This is a genomic window from Mariniflexile litorale (assembly GCF_031128465.2).
GTDB lineage: Bacteria > Bacteroidota > Bacteroidia > Flavobacteriales > Flavobacteriaceae > Mariniflexile > Mariniflexile litorale.
Genome location: NZ_CP155618.1, coordinates 1961933 through 1978868 on the forward strand (window position 1 = coordinate 1961933; position 16936 = coordinate 1978868).

At 29.6% G+C, this 16936-nt stretch carries 18 protein-coding genes; 14 read left to right on the forward strand and 4 right to left on the reverse strand.

Annotation, left to right across the window (positions count from 1 at the left end; all coding sequences use genetic code 11):
- Positions 1 to 76: 76 nt before the first annotated feature.
- Positions 77 to 409 (reverse strand): single-stranded DNA-binding protein, encoded by a 333-nt coding sequence (locus QLS71_RS08230; RefSeq protein ID WP_308993206.1) that lies wholly within the window; start codon positions 407 to 409, stop codon positions 77 to 79.
- A gap of 424 nt (positions 410 to 833) precedes the next feature.
- Here QLS71_RS08230 and QLS71_RS08235 point away from each other — a divergent pair, with 424 nt between their 5' ends.
- From QLS71_RS08235 to QLS71_RS08255, 5 genes are all read left to right on the forward strand, one after another.
- Positions 834 to 3944 carry a sigma 54-interacting transcriptional regulator gene (locus tag QLS71_RS08235; protein WP_308993205.1) on the forward strand — a complete coding sequence of 1037 codons (3111 nt, stop codon included), beginning with the start codon at positions 834 to 836 and terminating at the stop codon, positions 3942 to 3944.
- Positions 3945 to 4131: 187 nt separating this feature from the next.
- Entirely contained in the window at positions 4132 to 4545 is a 414-nt protein-coding gene (locus QLS71_RS08240; RefSeq protein WP_308993204.1) for a hypothetical protein, read from the forward strand.
- Positions 4546 to 4971, forward strand: coding sequence for a hypothetical protein (locus tag QLS71_RS08245; protein WP_308993203.1), 426 nt, complete (start codon positions 4546 to 4548; stop codon positions 4969 to 4971). It abuts the gene before it with no gap.
- Positions 4958 to 5407, forward strand: a complete 450-nt coding sequence (locus QLS71_RS08250; protein WP_308993202.1) for a PAS domain-containing protein — start codon at positions 4958 to 4960, stop codon at positions 5405 to 5407. Before QLS71_RS08245 ends, QLS71_RS08250 begins: the two co-directional genes overlap by 14 nt.
- A gap of 222 nt (positions 5408 to 5629) precedes the next feature.
- Positions 5630 to 5770 (forward strand): DUF5679 domain-containing protein, encoded by a 141-nt coding sequence (locus tag QLS71_RS08255; protein WP_308993201.1) that lies wholly within the window; start codon positions 5630 to 5632, stop codon positions 5768 to 5770.
- A 114-nt stretch (positions 5771 to 5884) separates the two neighbouring features.
- Here the strand turns inward: QLS71_RS08255 and QLS71_RS08260 are convergent, their stop codons facing one another.
- Positions 5885 to 6691 (reverse strand): Cof-type HAD-IIB family hydrolase, encoded by an 807-nt coding sequence (locus QLS71_RS08260; RefSeq protein WP_308993200.1) that lies wholly within the window; start codon positions 6689 to 6691, stop codon positions 5885 to 5887.
- A 166-nt stretch (positions 6692 to 6857) separates the two neighbouring features.
- Between QLS71_RS08260 and QLS71_RS08265 the strand changes: the two genes are divergently transcribed.
- The 5 genes from QLS71_RS08265 (at position 6858) to QLS71_RS08285 (ending at position 11811) form a co-directional block, all read left to right on the forward strand.
- Positions 6858 to 7862, forward strand: coding sequence for a LacI family DNA-binding transcriptional regulator (locus QLS71_RS08265; protein ID WP_308993199.1), 1005 nt, complete (start codon positions 6858 to 6860; stop codon positions 7860 to 7862).
- Between the two features lie 340 nt (positions 7863 to 8202).
- Complete coding sequence (locus tag QLS71_RS08270) at positions 8203 to 8349, forward strand: hypothetical protein (protein ID WP_308993198.1); 147 nt, start codon at positions 8203 to 8205, stop codon at positions 8347 to 8349.
- A gap of 183 nt (positions 8350 to 8532) precedes the next feature.
- Positions 8533 to 10299, forward strand: coding sequence for a sensor histidine kinase (locus tag QLS71_RS08275; protein ID WP_308993197.1), 1767 nt, complete (start codon positions 8533 to 8535; stop codon positions 10297 to 10299).
- A gap of 8 nt (positions 10300 to 10307) precedes the next feature.
- Entirely contained in the window at positions 10308 to 10982 is a 675-nt protein-coding gene (locus tag QLS71_RS08280) for a response regulator (RefSeq protein ID WP_308993196.1), read from the forward strand.
- A 352-nt stretch (positions 10983 to 11334) separates the two neighbouring features.
- On the forward strand, positions 11335 to 11811 hold the full coding sequence (locus QLS71_RS08285) for a hypothetical protein (protein WP_308993195.1): 477 nt from the start codon (positions 11335 to 11337) through the stop codon (positions 11809 to 11811).
- Between the two features lie 2 nt (positions 11812 to 11813).
- Here the strand turns inward: QLS71_RS08285 and QLS71_RS08290 are convergent, their stop codons facing one another.
- Together QLS71_RS08290 and QLS71_RS08295 are read right to left on the reverse strand one after the other, a co-directional pair.
- A complete protein-coding gene (locus QLS71_RS08290; RefSeq protein ID WP_308993194.1) occupies positions 11814 to 12935 on the reverse strand; it encodes a glycosyltransferase in 1122 nt (373 codons plus the stop codon).
- Positions 12932 to 13900 carry a lysylphosphatidylglycerol synthase domain-containing protein gene (locus tag QLS71_RS08295; RefSeq protein WP_308993193.1) on the reverse strand — a complete coding sequence of 323 codons (969 nt, stop codon included), beginning with the start codon at positions 13898 to 13900 and terminating at the stop codon, positions 12932 to 12934. Before QLS71_RS08295 ends, QLS71_RS08290 begins: the two co-directional genes overlap by 4 nt.
- A 57-nt stretch (positions 13901 to 13957) precedes the next feature.
- Between QLS71_RS08295 and ruvC the strand changes: the two genes are divergently transcribed.
- Genes ruvC through QLS71_RS08315 form a run of 4 tightly spaced genes read left to right on the forward strand, consistent with a single transcriptional unit; the run spans position 13958 to position 16883 of the window.
- Entirely contained in the window at positions 13958 to 14554 is a 597-nt protein-coding gene (gene ruvC, locus QLS71_RS08300) for a crossover junction endodeoxyribonuclease RuvC (protein ID WP_308993192.1), read from the forward strand.
- Positions 14555 to 14572: 18 nt separating this feature from the next.
- Positions 14573 to 15769, forward strand: a complete 1197-nt coding sequence (gene hemW / locus QLS71_RS08305) for a radical SAM family heme chaperone HemW (protein ID WP_308993191.1) — start codon at positions 14573 to 14575, stop codon at positions 15767 to 15769.
- Between the two features lie 14 nt (positions 15770 to 15783).
- Positions 15784 to 16536, forward strand: coding sequence for a cyclase family protein (locus QLS71_RS08310; protein WP_308993190.1), 753 nt, complete (start codon positions 15784 to 15786; stop codon positions 16534 to 16536).
- Positions 16533 to 16883: a DUF4260 domain-containing protein gene (locus QLS71_RS08315; RefSeq protein ID WP_308993189.1), complete on the forward strand. Its 351-nt coding sequence runs from the start codon at positions 16533 to 16535 to the stop codon at positions 16881 to 16883. The genes QLS71_RS08310 and QLS71_RS08315 overlap by 4 nt, the downstream gene beginning before the upstream one ends.
- Positions 16884 to 16936 lie beyond the last annotated feature (53 nt).

Genomic DNA, 16936 nt, shown 5'->3' on the forward strand with positions numbered 1-16936 from the left:
AACTTTCTCAATTTCGACACTATCAATATGACATTGAAATAGACTTTTAAGACAGCCTTTTTTTACCTAATATGATTTACTTACCCAGTAATAATAATTCGCTGCAAACTATCTCAGTAATATAACGCTTAATGCCATCTTTATCATCATAACTGCGTGAGGTAAGTTTACCTTCAATAGCAACTTCTTTTCCTTTAGTTACATATTTTTCAATTATTTGTGCTGTTTTTCCCCAAGCCACTACATTATGCCATTGGGTATCTGTAATCTTCTCACCTTTGGCATTGGTGTAACTTTCGTTTGTTGCTATAGCAAATTTTGCTAGTGTTTTTCCAGATTCTAAATTAGTGATTTCTGGATCGTTTCCTAAGTTACCAATCAACTGTACTTTGTTTCTAAGTGTGTTCATAATTTTATTTTTTAATTGTTAAACAGTTAATACCATCGAGTTCTTATGTTTCGACATGGCAAAGATGTGATAGTTGCCAAATGTTATTCGGTTGATAAATGTTTAAATTCGTTTGTAAACGTTTGTAGTCGTTTGCAAATGATTAATAATAGTAAAGTTCACACCGTGAAATTGCTAAAAAGCTCTAAGAGATTAGAGCTTTTTTTTTGGCAATAAGAAGTTGTGTTTGCTAAAGGTTTAAGTAGTTAAACCAATGGGAAGCTTTCCTTTTTTCTTTACGGAAAATCGGGATGCTTTTTTGTTTTAAGTAATTTCTCATCTAAATATATTTAGGACTTTTTGATAGCTGAGGTTACGACCTTGTAAAAAAGAAAAAAAATCATTACATTAGGAGTAATTCATTTCTTTCTAAAATTTAATATAAATGAAAACTTCCAGAGTTGTAAATAAAGATTCTAAAATTGAGAAAATGAATTTCTTTATTAGTCTTTTTCAAAACAGCCCAATTCCTAAAACAATTTCAAATATATCTACAAAAAAATATGTGTTTGTAAACCCTGCATGGGAAAAGTTTACAGGTTTTACAAAAAAAGAGGCTATTGGTAAAACAGCATTAGATCTTGAGTTCTCGGGTTCTGAAGACTTGGCATTAATTAGGGGAAAATTATTAAAAGAAAAAGAAGTTATTTCTTATGAGTGTTCCGTTAAATTAAAAAGTGGCATTGAAAATAAAGTTTTAAGGTCTTTTTATATAATAGCGGTTAAGGACGAAGAGTTTGTATTAAATACAATTAACAACTTTGAAGGATTGGATATATATAAAGAAGAACAAGAACTAATCAAAAGAACAGAAGAACTTTTAGTTGCACAAGATTCAATTGAAAGCATGACCGATGGTTTTATGACATTAAACAATGAATGGATTTATACTTATGTAAATAAGAAGGCTGCAATCATGTTAGGTAAAAAACCAGAAGATTTAATAGGAAAACATATTTGGACAGAATTCCCAGAAGTTGTAGGGTTGCCTTTTTACAGTAATTACAACAAAGCTTTTGAAACACAACAAATAATTACATTTGAAGATTATTATCATCCTTGGGATCGCTGGTTTGAAAACCGTGTAATACCTTCCAAAGATGGAATTTCAGTATCTTTTCAAGATATTACCGACCGTAAAAAAGCAGAAGAGCTTCTAATAAAAAGTGAGAGGTATTTAGATCGTATTATTAATAATATTGGAGACCCTTTATTTGTAAAAGATAGTGAAAGCCGTTTGCTTTTAGTAAATAATGTTTTTTGTTCGATTTTCAATCTTTCCAGAGAAGATATCATTGGAAAAACACTTGCCGAAGATGTTTCTGCAGATGAAAGAGAAAATTTTTTAAAGATTGATAAACAGGTGCTTTTAACAGGTGTAGAGAATATTAATGAAGAATATCTTACTGTTAGAGGTGAAAAAACACGTATAATCTCTACAAAAAAAACCAGATTTGTTGATGATAATGGTAATAAGTTCTTAATTGGAGTTATTAGAGATGTTACAGAACGTAAACAAGCCGAAATAGATTTAAAACTTTCTAAAGAGTTTACAGATAAGCTCATCATGTCCATGCAGGAAGGTTTAATAATTGTGAATCTAGAAGGTGAAATTATAATGGTTAATGATTCAACATGTAATATTCTTCAATATTCTAAAGAAGAGTTATTAGGGATGGAGTTTCCATATCCTTTTATAAATGTTGAAGATTTTAAGGGATTTGGAAATATAAGTAAAAAAATAGTTCGAGGAGAAAAGCCATCATTTCAATTTGAATTTATTAAAAAAAGTGGAGAAAAATTCAGCGCTTCGTTTTTAACTGGAAATATAAAAAATGACAAAGAGGATGTTATAGCATTATTTGGAACCATGAAAGATATATCCGAAGAATTAAAGGTTCAACATACCCTTGAAGATATAGCTAAGAAATCGACGCAAAAAAAAGCTGTTATATTAGAGTTGGCAGGTCTTGTTGGAAGTGATTTTGAAACTGCATTAGGAAAAATCACGTCTTTATCTGCAGAAACTTTAAATATTGAAAGAGTAAGTGTGTGGAAATACAATACAGATAAATCGGAATTGATTTGCCAAAAAGAGTATAATTTAAAAGACCAGTCATACAGTAACAGGTCTATTCTTAGAGAAAAAGATAATTCAGATTATTTCAAAGCCTTATCCAGAAAGGAAACAATTTGTGTTTTCGATGCTGTTAAAAATAAAATTACTAAAGGATTTGCTGAAGATTATCTTATTCCTAATGGAGTGACTTCTATGATGGATGTATTTATTCAAGGTGCTACCGGGAATTATGGTGTTTTATGTTTTGAGCATGTGGGGCCAAAAAGGAAATGGACCGCAGATGAAGAAGAGTTTGCAATCTCCATTGCAAATTTAGTATCCTTAATGGTAGAAAGTAAAGAACGAAATCTTGCCGAAATCAAACTTATTGAATCAAACGAAAAACTATTATTGGTTAATACAGAATTAAATAAATTAAAAAAAGAGCTAGAGCAAGAAAATGTTTATTTAAGAGAAGAGATTGATTTAGTTTTTAATTATGAAGAAATGGTTTATAGCAGTGCAGCCTTTAGCAATGTGCTAACAGATGTTGAAAGGGTAGCCGCTACTAAAGCTACTGTTTTGCTTTTAGGAGAATCCGGAACAGGTAAGGAGTTATTAGCGAGAGCGATACATAATATAAGCCCTAGAAAAAACAAACCTTTAATTAAAGTTAATTGTGCAGCTATTCCTAAAGAATTGATAGAGAGTGAATTGTTTGGACATAAAAAAGGTTCCTTTACGGGTGCTGTTAACGATAAATTAGGAAAATTTAAATTGGCCGATGGAGGTACTTTGTTTTTAGATGAGATTGGAGAACTTCCTTTAGATATGCAGCCCAAATTGTTAAGAGCCATTCAAGAGTCAGAAATCGAGCAAGTAGGAGGCATAGAAACTCATAAAATTGATATTAGAATTATAGCAGCAACGAATAAAGATCTTAAAAAGGAGATTCTAAATAAAAATTTTCGAGAAGATTTATATTTCCGTATAAATGTTTTTCCAATAGTGGTGCCTCCGCTAAGAGAAAGGGTTGAAGATATTCCTATTTTAATAGAGCATTTTGTAGATAAATTCAGTAAAGTTTATAATAAAAATATTAAATACATATCCGAGGAAGCTAAACAAAGCATGCAAGCCTACAAATGGCCAGGAAATATAAGAGAATTAGAAAATTTAATAGAAAGAGCTGTTATTTTATCAGATTCAGAAACATTAATTCTTTCTTCTATAGAAACATCTTCTGTCTCAAAAGAATTGCCCATAAGCATGTCTAGTTTGACTTTAAATGAAGTCCAACGAAATCATATTATAAAAACACTTGAAAGGTGTAATTGGAAGATTGATGGAGCCAATGGAGCTTCAAAATTACTTGATATAAAGCCTAGCACATTAAGAGATAGAATGAAAAAATTGGGTATAAAGAAAAGTAGCTAGAGGTAACGGTATACCGTTAATCTCCACTTGGCCTTCATTTTTATAACGGAATACCGTGAGTGCCTTTTTTAAATTTGATGCGCACTAAATTTATAACAATTTGAATGTCAAATGAATACGTTGTAGTTGTTGTTTTAAAAATGCTTTGGCACGTCAATTGTCATTGAGTTTTTATTGAATAATAGTTATGGTCAAGCAAATAAAATGTAAAAAAGCTAAATTTTGGTTAAAAGAAGGTGTTCTTTTTTGCCGATTTATAAGGGGTGAGTGCAAAAAAGAATTTAGTCAGGAGTTTTTAGACGAACATATAAAAGCTATTACAACATTATCTAATGGTAGATATTATCCGTTACTTATAGATCTTAGACAACTGAATGAGAATTACGCTTTTTCAGTAGTTAAAATTATAGCAAATAATCCAGAACTTAAGTCAGTTATACTGTCAAAGTCTTTTGTTGTTAATTCTTGTTTTGTACAATTTGTACTTGTTGTATTAAAAAGAATTGACGATCCCGTGATTCCGAATAAAGTCTTTAGGAATTACGATACTGCAATTGAATATTCACTAGAAACCAATCATTTTTTTAATGCAATAAATTAAATGAATACAATAAATAAAGTAATAAAGCTCAACAAAGCTAAATTTTGGACAAACTCTTTAGGTATTATTTTTTGTGAATTCAATAATACGGAAACCTTTCTCACGCTAGAAGTAGATACAGTAGAAAGATATGAAAAAGCTATTTCTACATTATCCCAAGGTAAACCGATGCCGTTTTTAATTGATATAAGAAATAACCAAGGTAATTTTAGTACACAGGCCGCTAAGTTATTTGCTAATAGCCTTGTTTTTGAAAAAATAAGGGTCTCTGAGGCATTTGTTATTAATTCAATAAATACAAAATTATTAATAAATACCTATAAAAGAATTTATGAACCAAATACTCCTTTTAAAATATTTCATGATTTTGATGAGGCATTAACATATTTAATTAACGTTAAAAAAACATTCGATGGAGAGAATTAAGCATTACATGTGGCGTACAAGTCCTGAAGTTGCCATAACAAAATTTATAGAAAAAAATGTAGCTATTTCAGTTTCAGATGAAGTTGGGCGAATAATATATGCTAATAATCGTTTTTGTACAATAATTGGTAGTGAAGAAAGGGAACTGATAGGTGTAAATAATAGTTTGTTTAAAACAAATATGAGTAGAGAGCCCTTTTATAAAAATTTATGGGAAACTATTGAAAAGGGAAACATTTGGAAAGGGGTTTTGTCTAATAAAACAAATAAAGGAAATCTCTTTTGGTTAGAAACCACCATTGTACCATTAAAGGATGATGAAGGTAACGTAGAAAGTTTTATAGCTATGTACTTAGATGTAACCAAAGCGAAAATTGACTCTAAAAAGATAGAGATACAAAATCAAAACACACACACTTTAGGTGATACTGCCTAATTGAGTACTTTTTTGTTTTTTTAAGATATTCTTTTCACTTTTATTTCTGGTTAATGCATAAAGCAAATAGGACACTTGTGTGTAGTTGTCCCTGTAAAAGTGCTTTTAAGCACAAATTTTCACTTAAAAAACGGATAATATTTATTTTTTATTTGCACGCACTTAGAATAAAACTTACATTTATAAAAATTAATTTTTAATAAATATAAAATTCAACAACCCATGGAAGGATACTGTGTAAAATGTAAAGACAAAAAAGAAATAAAAGACGCTGCCGAAGTTACTATGAAAAATGGTAGAAAAGCAATGAAGGGTAAATGCCCAACTTGCGGTACTGGTATGTTCAGAATTTTAGGTAAGTAATTGTCTTAATACATCTAAAACAACAACAGGTTTAGTTAAATTTAACTAAACCTGTTGTTGTTTTATGTTTAAAGGAAGTTTATCCACAAGATTTCCCATTATTTATCACTTCTATTAATTGGTGTTGGTAATAAGTTGTTCCAGAATTAATTCTACACCTTCTTCCGAATTACTTTTAGTTTCAAAACGGGCTGTTTTTTTTACTTCAGCATGGGCATTTTCCATGGCGTAGCTAAAATAAGCGAGTTCTAACATTTGCAAATCGTTATTATAATCGCCAAAAACCATTGTTTCTTCTTTTGTTACGCCTAATTTTTTTTGAAGAATACTTAATGCATAGCCTTTATTAGCCTTTATATGGGAAATATCTAACCAGTTTTTGCCAGAGACAATAATTTGCATGTCGTTTTTTAAAGCGGTTAAATGAGGTAGTATGTTTTCTTCAGAACATTCAAAATGGAAAACGGCTATTTTTAAAAAATTATCATTGGTAACCTGTGTTAAATCTTTAACGATTTGATATTCAGAATAATATTTGGTAAATTTTGAAATAAAATCTGGATTTGAAGTTTCAATGTATGCAGATTTTCTTCCACATAAAACAATATGCGCACCATTTATTTGACGTAAAATGCCAATAGATGTTGTGATATTTTCAGAAGTTAATTTTAATAAAATATGTTCTTCATTATCATACTTCATCATACCGCCATTTTCGGCAATAATTGATATATCGTTTTTAATAGCATCTAGCTTTTCTATAATACTTTGATACTGTCTGCCACTAGCCGCAACAAAATGAATATTCCTCTTTTTTAGTTCTTTAAATTGACTAAAAAATCGATGACTTACTTCGTTTTTATGGTTTAGTAACGTGCCATCCATATCAGTTACTATAAGTTTTACTTTCGAAAAATTCATAAAATATATATATAAACAAAAATACCATTCTAAAACTTAATAAACGTTAACTAAATACCATTCTATTTTGCTTATTAAAGAAAATAGTTTTGTTAAATTTTTAATCGTTATTTAGATACGCGCATTTTTGTAAATTGCAACAAATTTCATTTACACATTAATAAGTATGGTTACCTTAAAACAATTAGCAAAAGAATTAAATGTTTCTATATCTACAGTTTCTAAAGCATTAAATAATAGCGAAGAAATTGGTGAAGAAACTGTAAAGCGTGTAAAAGAACTGGCCGAATTGTATAATTACAAACCCAATAAAGTAGCTTTAAGTTTAAAGCAAAATAAAACTAAAACCATTGGGGTTATTATTCCAGATATATTAAATCATTTTTTAGCAAAAGTGTTATTTGGTATTGAAAGGGAAGCGGTTAAGTATGGTTATAATATTATTACCTGTATTTCAAATGAATCTTTAGAACAAGAAAAAGAAAGCCTTAGGTTGTTGGCAAATGGCAGTGTTGATGGGTTTATTTTATCAATAGCAGAAGAAACCCAAGTTAAAAATGAAATAGACCATTTTAAAAAGGCGATTAGTCAGGGCTTACCTATTGTTATGTTTGATAGGGTAGCTCATGATGTGCTATGTGACAAGGTTATAGTAGACGATTTTGATGCCACTTACAATGCTACCCAAAGCTTATTGGTAGAAAAAAGGAAAAATATTGCATTTATAAGTACTTTAGATAGTTTAAGTGTTGGCAAATTACGTGAGCGTGGTTATAGAAAAGCAGTTTTAGAAACAAACGTTTGCGAACCTTTAGTTTTAAAGATAAAGAAGAAAGACGACCAGCAAAAAAAAATAATGTCATTTTTTAAAAAGAATACTACCATTGATGGAGTTGTGGCTGCTGATAGTGCTTCAGGAATTATAGCTATAAATACCGCGGTTAATTTAGGGATGAAGGTGCCTAAAAACATATCTGTAATAGGTTTTGCTAGTAAATCAGATTCGTATCATACCATACCTAAATTAACTACTATAAGGCAACATGCTAAAGAAATTGGAGAAAGTGCTGCTCAGTTACTTATAAATAGACTTCAAAATAAATCAGGTGATATAGATATAAAAACAAAAATTGTAAAAACAACACTTATAAAGAGCAAGTCTACTTTGTAAATGTTGTTTAGTTTCTTTATCAAACAACATTTAATCGGCTAAAAGCACTATTTATCGATTTTATTTTTTTAATAAATAAAGTTTGCTTTATATTAGCATTACTTAAGAAGTGCCAAAAATTCCCTTCTGCTCTTTTAAGTAAAATTAATCCATTTTTTGACTCTAAAGTCATATTCCCCTCACAATAAAATAGTATTAAAAAATCTGTATGCTTTTGTATGCATTCGATTTTAAGTTAATTATCCATTTTTCCCTCTAACCGAGATTTTATTTAAGTCTTAGTTACTGTTTTGTTTAAACATTTAGAAAAATAATAATTTAACCTTAAAATCAAATATTTATGAAAGCCCTAAAAATTACTTTAATTGCAACATTACTTTTTGCATCATTAACTTCTTGTACAAAACAAGAACTGAATGAAGATGATGTGCTAATTTCTCCAAAAGCTGAAAATCCAATTTATACAGGTGGAGATATTGATCAATAAATGAATTATTTTCATTATATAATAAACAATAGCTCTTTGCAGAAATGTAAGGGGCTTTTTTTATAAAGAAATTATAAATACTTTTGAGGGAATCTGTAATAACTCCTTTTATTGAAATTTAATTTCTTTTATATAATAGTTATTGTTTTTTTAAATTATTCTTTTAGCCAACAAAGTAATGATTTGAAAAAAATTGACTCCTTAAAGCAGTTTGTTATAAGTGCAAAAGAACAGGATTCTTCTTCAATTGCAGAAGCTCATTATATTATAGCCGAATATTATAGAAAAGCAACTCCTTTAACGGATAGTGCTTTTTATTATTATCATAAAGCTGAAAAAATATTTAAGCAATTAAATACTAATTATCAATTAGCTTTAACATTGTATGGAGTTGCTGTAATTCAAAAAAACGAAAAAGATTTTATTGGTAGCGAGGTCTCGTGTGTTGAAGCATTATCATTATTAGATCCAATAAAAGAAACTGATGATATTATAAATTTGAAGTCTTATATTTATAATAACCTAGGAATTGTTTTTAAAGAACTTGAACAATACGATGAATCTATTAAATATCATAAAAAGTCTTTTCAACTTAAAGAAAAATTAAAAGGCGACAATAAGGAAACAATAGATATTTCTAAAATTAATCTTGCAAATACGTATAAAAATGCTCAGCAGTTCGATTTGGCTCTAAATTATTATAATCAAGTTTTAGATAATAAAAAATTAATTAATGAACGCCCAGGTTTTTATGCACTCGTGTTAGATAATTATGCGCACACGCTTTATTTATCCAAAAAACATAAAAAGCTTCCAGGGTTATATTTCAAAGCTTTAAAAATTAGTGATAGTATAAGTTATAAGGGGTATAACTCAATAGTTATTAATCAGCATTTAGCCGAATATTATAACGACAAAGGAAATAAAGAGTTAGCTAAATATTATGCCTATATAGCTAAAGATATTTCAGAGAAGTACCATAACGACGATTTATTAAAATCACTCTTATTGCTTTCGAAAATAGAAGAAGGCGAAATGTCGGCTAAACATTTAAAATCTTACATAAAGTTAAATGATAGTTTACAAAAAAATGAACGAACTATAAGAAATAAATTTGCAAGAATTCGTTTTGAAACCAGCCAGATTGAAGAAGAAAACGTTCAAATTGCAAAAGAACGTACCTGGTTTTTGATTATTTCACTAGTTTTGATTATTGCATCTTTCTTATTGTATCTTGTAATTACACAAAGAAATAAAAATAAAGAATTACAATTTATACAAGAGCAGCAAGAAACTAACGAAGAAATTTATAATTTAATGCTTTCTCAAAATGAAAAGATTGAAGAAGCAAGAACGTTGGAGAAAAAACGGATTTCACAAGAACTACATGATGGTGTTCTAGGGCGCCTATTTGGAACTAGATTGAGTTTAGATAGCTTAAATATGAGTAGTAGTGCTGATGCTATAAAAACCAGAAATCAGTACATCAAGGAGCTTAAAAACATTGAAGATGATATTAGAAAAGTATCACACGAGTTGAATGCTGACTTTGTTGCAGGATCTGGGTTTATTGACATTATTAAAACATTGGTGGAAGCACTGGCCACAGTATATAATCTTTCATATAAATTAGAATATGATGATATTATAAATTGGGAAGATATTTCTAATAAAAAGAAAATTCACATTTACAGGATTATTCAGGAAGCTTTACATAATATATATAAGCATGCTCAGGCAACTTCAGTGATTGTTAGTTTTGAATTGAAAAAAAATGCAATTTGGTTAGCTCTAATTGATAATGGCATTGGATTTGATATAAATAAAGCCAAGTCGGGTATTGGCTTAAAAAACATGAATTCTAGAATTAAAGAAATAAATGGTATTATAAATATAAAATCTGAAAAAGAAATAGGCACAACTGTAATGATACAAGTCCCAATAACCTAACTAAGTTTATGAATCAAAAAATCAAAATATTAATGATCGATGACCACCCAATGATTATTGAAGGTTATCAAAACACTTTACTTTTTACAAAAAAGGAAAGTCAGCAATTAGAGATAGACATTGCAAATAATTGTGACGAAGCCATAGTTTTTATGGATAAATCTGTTGAAAAAGAAAATCCGTACCATGTGCTATTTGTCGATATTAGCTTGCCACCATCATCGGATGGATTAATGACTTCTGGTGAAGATTTAGCGGCCTATGCTCGTAAGGTTTTACCAAAATCAAAGATTATAATCTTAACAATGTTTAATGAATCATTTAGAATCCATAATATTATTAAAACAATAGATCCAGAGGGTTTTTTAATCAAAAGCGATTTAACTTCTAGTGAACTCGCTAGTGCCTTTCAAGCTGTACTTAGCAACCCACCTTTTTATAGCGGTACAGTTAATAGTTTTATGAGAAAGGCTATTAGAAGTGATATTGTAATTGATGAAAAAAACAGAAAAATTCTTCATTTATTATCACAAGGTATAAAAACTAAAAATTTAGCATCTCATTTAGATCTTTCTTTAAGTGCCGTTGAAAAAAGAAAAAAGCAATTAAGAGAGATTTTCGATGTACAAGACGGACAGGATGAAACGCTTGTTACCGCTGCTAAAAACAAGGGGTTTGTATAATTTGTAAGAAATAACTTCTTAATTAAAAATAAATAGGATTTTTCTATTTATTTTTCACTCTCAATTAGCCTGCTATACCTGTATTCTATGCTTTACCCGTAAAAATATTACGGGTTTGCCGTAATCCAAAAGAGTATGTTATTCGTATATTTGTAGTATCAACACTTCAAAAAATTAGTAATCCCTCAATTTTTTTGTTGATAATAGCAATTTACATAAACCCTATGGATGTGAGAGACCCATAGGGTTTCTTCATTTTTAATGTTTTTAGTCCACTTAATTGATACAAATTGGGGCTTTATTGAGTTTGAAAACCAAAAAAAATCGTACTTTTCGCCTTTAGTTTTAACCTATGAAACAAATTTATGTTTTTATATTAGTTACAACGCTTACATCCTGCGAGTATTTCAATGTAAAAAAAACAACTCCTGAAGCTATTTTAAATGAAGAGTTGCAAACGTTTAATTGGAATGAAGTCGATGTATATCCATCGTTTTCTGCATGCGATTCTTTAGAAACAAAAGATGAAAAAACAGCGTGTTTTACAGACGTTTTAACTAAGCATATTTTAAGATATCTGGAAAACGATTCTATTGTTGTAACACAAGATGTAAATGAAACCATTTATCTTCAATTTCAAGTTTCTGAAACTGGGTTTTTATCGCTTTCAGATGTGAAATTAGATAGTCTTCTTGTTCAAGAAATACCAAATCTTGAAAATTTAATTCATTCTAGTTTAGATTCGTTGCCTAAAATATATCCAGCTATAAAACGCGGTCAGCAAGTTAAAACAGAGTTCGAATTGCCTATTATTATTCAAGCGAACTAAAATTATTTCTTAAAAGTACGTCCTTTCCATTTGTAGCTAGAAAAAACAGAGATAAAAGCGACATACACACTAAAAAACGGATATACTAAGAAACCAACAATAAAACTTCTTAATACCCCTTTTTGATTAAAAAATAATGCCGATTTATAAATTAAAAAGAAATCGATATTGAATTTTATAATGGTGATATATAAGAATACTTTCAAATTAAAAACACCAACAATTAAAAGTACTAATAAAGCGATAATAAGCGCATTGTTGAGTAGAACTATAAGTCCTGTAACTTTGCCAAACCAATTATTATAAACACTTGTTTTGGCAGCCCAACGTACACGTTGAGATAATAATGATTCCCAAGTTAGTTGCGAATGCGTTTTTACTATGGTATAATCACATTTTAAATAATGAACATGCTTGAGATGTTTTTTTATTGCCTTTTCAAGCAAAAAAATATCGTCGCCACTTGCTGTATTGGTGTTGCCTTCAAAACCATTTAACTCATAAAATAATGTTTTTTGGTAAGCAAAATTAGCGCCATTACACAAAAAGGGTTTATTAATACCAAAACCGCCCATGGTAGCACCTTGTAAACTTAAGATGTCGAGTAATTGAAATCGACTTAAAAAATGATTCTTTTCAAGATAAGTTACAGGAGCTGCAATGCAATTCACATCATTTTTTTGAATGTATTCATCAAAACTATCTAGCCAATAATTAGGCAATACACAATCGGCATCAGTTGTTATAATCCATTCGTTTTTTGCGTGTCCAATAGCAGTTGTAATGGCATCTTTTTTTGGTGAATTAGATTGTCTTTTGTTTTTTAAAACAGAAACATTTGATTGATTATCTAGCGTTTTTTTTATAATTTCAACAGAATCATCATCCGAATCATCATCAACAAATATTATTTCAAATAAATCCTTAGGGTATTTTAGTGCTTTTATAGATTTTAATAAGGCGGGTAAATTTTCAGCTTCATTTCTAAAAGGAATAATTATTGAAAACTTTGTTTTAGATGGTAACTCTTCAAGTTTAAAAGTTTTAACCTTGTCAAAACCAAAAACAAAACTTCCTATTAAAAGCAGATAAAGGATGGTGATAATGATGCTAATTATAGTCATAAGTCGTCTTCTGGAAAATTAAAATTCAAAACAAAATAGCTTCCCAAAATGCTTGGAATTACAAAATTAAATATCCACATAAGCGTTACAATGCACAAAATTGTAAATGAATTTACTCCAACAAAGCTAAATAAATAAACGGCAACACTTCCTTTTATAAGTACATCAAAAATAAAAATCGAGGGTATTATAGATGCTAAAAAATACATAGAAGTAATTATAGTGATAGCATGTAAGTAGGAGGTTTGTATTTCAAAAATAGTGAGTAAATAATAAAATTGAAATGAGAAGATAAGATACCGTAATAGCGATAAGCCAAACCCGTAAGTAATGAGTTTCTTTGGATAATTAATAATGAAATATTTTATTTTTTTTAAAGAAAACCCTTTGATGCTGAATTTGTTTTTTCTAATTATAAAAATCAATATAGTGATCATGACTACTGTAAATATTAATAGCGGCCATATTTTAGAATAATTTAGTTGTATAGGGTATTTAGAAATAAAAAAACTAAATCCAATAGCTCCTAAAATGGTAGTAACACTCATTTGTAAAAGATTGCTAAGTAGGTTGATTAGCATGATATGCTTCCTGATATCTTTAGTATAATAAATAGCTTTGGCACCATATTCACCAATTCTGTTAGGGGTAAATAAAGAAGCCGTTAAAGCACCTAAACTTTGCTCTGAGGCTTTTTTAAATGAAATTCTTTTAGTTGGCGACACTAATATTTGCCATTTCAAAATTTCAAAAAAATAGTTAAAACCAGTTAAAACGAATAGAATTAGAATGGTTTTGGTTGAAATAACACCATTTTCATCTAAAAAATGAAGGAAATTTGAAAATTCTAATGAACTATTACTAGTTAGTTTACGGTAAATAAAATAAAAAGCAGCAACAACAATGCTTATTTTAATAAGTGCAAAAAAGAATTGTTTAGTTTTGTATGGTAAGGTGTAAATCATAAATTCAGGTTACAAATTAAACCAATATTCCGTTACCAAATCAAATAGACCGTATTAATGAGTAAAGAAAGAATTATTTTAGGTATTGACCCAGGAACGACCATTATGGGTTTCGGACTTATTAAAGTGGTTGGGAAAACCATGTCTTTTTTACAACTTAATGAACTCGATTTAAAAAAGTACGACGATCACTACCTAAAATTAAAACTCATTTTTGAACGTACTATTGAGTTAATAGATACCCATCACCCAGATGAAATTGCCATTGAAGCTCCTTTTTTTGGTAAAAATGTGCAAAGTATGTTAAAATTGGGTCGTGCTCAAGGAGTTGCAATGGCTGCTGGTTTGAGTAGAGAAATCCCTATCACGGAGTATCTTCCTAAAAAGATAAAAATGGCTATAACAGGAAATGGAAGTGCTAGTAAGGAACAAGTTGCAAAAATGTTGCAAAGTTTATTAGGTTTAAAAACATTGCCAAAAAATTTAGATGCCACCGATGGGTTAGCAGCAGCGGTTTGTCATTTTTATAATTCAGGTAAAATAGAGGTTGGTAAAAGTTATTCGGGTTGGGATGCTTTTGTAAAGCAGAATAGTCCCCCCGCCCCCAAAGGGGGAGCAAAAACATCAACTGTTATAAACCTTCGTAAAAAGTAAAATAATAGTTAATTTTTATTGAATAATATAAGTAAATATAACAATGATGAAGAAGCCTCCTTTGGGGGTTGGGGGACTGTATATATTCATATCCCATTTTGCAAACAAGCATGTCATTATTGCGACTTTCATTTTTCAACTTCATTAAAAAAGAAAGATGTTTTGGTTAATGCATTGGCTAAAGAAATGGAGTTGCGTAAAGACGAATTCAAAAATAAAACTGTTGAAACCATTTATTTTGGAGGTGGTACGCCTTCTTTATTGACTGTAGATGAATTAGGGTTTTTGATTGATACTGTTTATAAAAACTATCAAGTTGTAGATAATCCTGAAATTACATTAGAAGCCAACCCAGATGATTTATCTAATAATCTAATAATCCAATTATCTAAAAGTCCCATTAACCGGCTAAGCATAGGCGTCCAATCATTTTACGAAGCCGATTTAAAACTCATGAATCGTGCTCACAATGCCACAGAAGCAAAAAGCTGTTTATTAGAAGCAACTAAACACTTTAAGAATATTTCGGTTGATTTAATTTATGGAATACCCGGTTTGACCAACGAAAACTGGATAAAAAATATTGAAACAGTTTTAAGTTTCAATATTCCACATATTTCAAGTTATGCTTTAACTGTAGAGCCTAAAACAGCTTTAGATACCTTCATAAAAAAAGGGCTAATTAAAAATGTTGATGATGATTTAGCTCAAGAACAGTTTCATATTTTAATAGAAAAACTGGAAGCTTCTGGGTTTATACATTATGAATTGTCAAATTTTGGTAAACCTGAATATTTTAGTAAAAATAATTCGGCTTATTGGCAAGGAAAATCTTATTTGGGTGTTGGACCATCGGCACATTCGTTTAACGGAAATGAACGGGGTTGGAATGTGCGAAACAATTCAAAATATATTAAATCGATAGAACAAAATGTACTTCCTATTGAAACGGAAACGCTATCAATAACTGATAAATATAATGAGTATGTGATGACTGGTTTGCGAACCGTTTGGGGTATTTCTTTAGATAAAGTGAAACGAGATTTTGGTGATTCATATTTAAATTATTTATTAAAAGCATCTGATAAATTTGTGAATTTAGGATTGCTGGTTATTTCCTGCGAAAATGAAGAATCGAATAAGAAAGTTTTAACTACTACAAGAAAAGGAAAATTTTTGGCTGATGGATTGGCATCAGATTTATTCATGATTTGATTATATTTGGATATATGATAGCTACTATTCAATACAATTCAAAAAAACACCTAATAGATTTATCTAAGCCCTTAGATATTTCAATCCCTATAAAGGCTTCAAAAAGCAACGTGAATGCGTGGTATTTAGATGAACCTAGGATAGAATCAGTTAAAAATGATGCGTGGGTTGGTAGTGTTAAAGAAGGAGCTTCTGTTAACTTTAATAACATTTATTTCAATCCGCATGCACATGGAACCCATACTGAATGTATGGGGCATATAACCAAAGAGTTTCATTCTGTAAATAAAAATCTAAAACAGTTTTTCTTTACTGCCGAATTAATTTCGGTAGCAGCTGAAAAATATATGAAAGATACCGTTATTTCAAAAAAACAAATTGAATTACTTTTAAAGGCTAAAACACCCGAAGCTTTGGTAATTAGAACCATGCCAAATACCAAAGACAAAAAAAGGCGCCACTACTCAAATACAAATTGGACTTACATTACAGAAGAAGCTATGGTGTTTATTCGAAACAAAAATATTAAACACCTGCTCATAGATTTGCCAAGTGTGGATAGAGAATACGACGGTGGGAAATTGTTAGCGCACAAAGCCTTTTGGGATTTTGATGGCAAGCGAAGGTTAGATTGTACCATTACAGAATTTATTTATGTTTCAAATAAAATTGAAGATGGTAGTTATATGTTAAATCTTCAAATAGCGCCATTTGAGAATGATGCAACACCTAGTAAACCTGTTTTGTATAAAATCACAGAAAAATGAAGCTTGTATTGAAATTAGAGGAACTCATGATGTTCGTTTTAGGAGTTTTTGTTTTTAGCCAATTAAATTTTGCTTGGTGGTGGTTTCTAGTGCTAATTTTAGCTCCAGATATAAGTATGTTCGGGTATTTAGTGAACACAAAAGTGGGTGCCGTAACATATAATTTATTTCATCACAAAGGTATAGCCATTTTGGTTTATATAATTGGGACGTGTTTTCAAAATGAAATTGTGCAATTATTTGGTGCTATTTTATTTTCTCATGCTTCTTTTGATAGAATATTTGGTTATGGTTTGAAATATTTTGATAATTTTAAGCATACACATTTAGGTGAAATAGGAAACTAATATTGAAAATATCCTGAAAAAGTAGAGGAACGTTTAATAAAAGTTCTTTCTCT

What these genes read in the sequence shown, in the direction of transcription:
- QLS71_RS08310 (WP_308993190.1), top strand. Translation starts at nt 15,784, where the DNA reads ATGATAGCTACTATTCAATACAATTCAAAAAAACACCTAATAGATTTA.
- QLS71_RS08230 (WP_308993206.1), bottom strand. Translation starts at nt 409, where the DNA reads ATGAACACACTTAGAAACAAAGTACAGTTGATTGGTAACTTAGGAAAC.
- QLS71_RS08245 (WP_308993203.1), top strand. Translation starts at nt 4,546, where the DNA reads ATGAATACAATAAATAAAGTAATAAAGCTCAACAAAGCTAAATTTTGG.
- QLS71_RS08260 (WP_308993200.1), bottom strand. Translation starts at nt 6,691, where the DNA reads ATGAATTTTTCGAAAGTAAAACTTATAGTAACTGATATGGATGGCACG.
- QLS71_RS08240 (WP_308993204.1), top strand. Translation starts at nt 4,132, where the DNA reads ATGGTCAAGCAAATAAAATGTAAAAAAGCTAAATTTTGGTTAAAAGAA.
- QLS71_RS08285 (WP_308993195.1), top strand. Translation starts at nt 11,335, where the DNA reads ATGAAACAAATTTATGTTTTTATATTAGTTACAACGCTTACATCCTGC.
- QLS71_RS08265 (WP_308993199.1), top strand. Translation starts at nt 6,858, where the DNA reads ATGGTTACCTTAAAACAATTAGCAAAAGAATTAAATGTTTCTATATCT.
- QLS71_RS08315 (WP_308993189.1), top strand. Translation starts at nt 16,533, where the DNA reads ATGAAGCTTGTATTGAAATTAGAGGAACTCATGATGTTCGTTTTAGGA.
- QLS71_RS08270 (WP_308993198.1), top strand. Translation starts at nt 8,203, where the DNA reads ATGAAAGCCCTAAAAATTACTTTAATTGCAACATTACTTTTTGCATCA.
- QLS71_RS08295 (WP_308993193.1), bottom strand. Translation starts at nt 13,900, where the DNA reads ATGATTTACACCTTACCATACAAAACTAAACAATTCTTTTTTGCACTT.
- QLS71_RS08290 (WP_308993194.1), bottom strand. Translation starts at nt 12,935, where the DNA reads ATGACTATAATTAGCATCATTATCACCATCCTTTATCTGCTTTTAATA.
- QLS71_RS08280 (WP_308993196.1), top strand. Translation starts at nt 10,308, where the DNA reads ATGAATCAAAAAATCAAAATATTAATGATCGATGACCACCCAATGATT.
- QLS71_RS08255 (WP_308993201.1), top strand. Translation starts at nt 5,630, where the DNA reads ATGGAAGGATACTGTGTAAAATGTAAAGACAAAAAAGAAATAAAAGAC.
- QLS71_RS08250 (WP_308993202.1), top strand. Translation starts at nt 4,958, where the DNA reads ATGGAGAGAATTAAGCATTACATGTGGCGTACAAGTCCTGAAGTTGCC.
- ruvC (WP_308993192.1), top strand. Translation starts at nt 13,958, where the DNA reads ATGAGTAAAGAAAGAATTATTTTAGGTATTGACCCAGGAACGACCATT.
- QLS71_RS08235 (WP_308993205.1), top strand. Translation starts at nt 834, where the DNA reads ATGAAAACTTCCAGAGTTGTAAATAAAGATTCTAAAATTGAGAAAATG.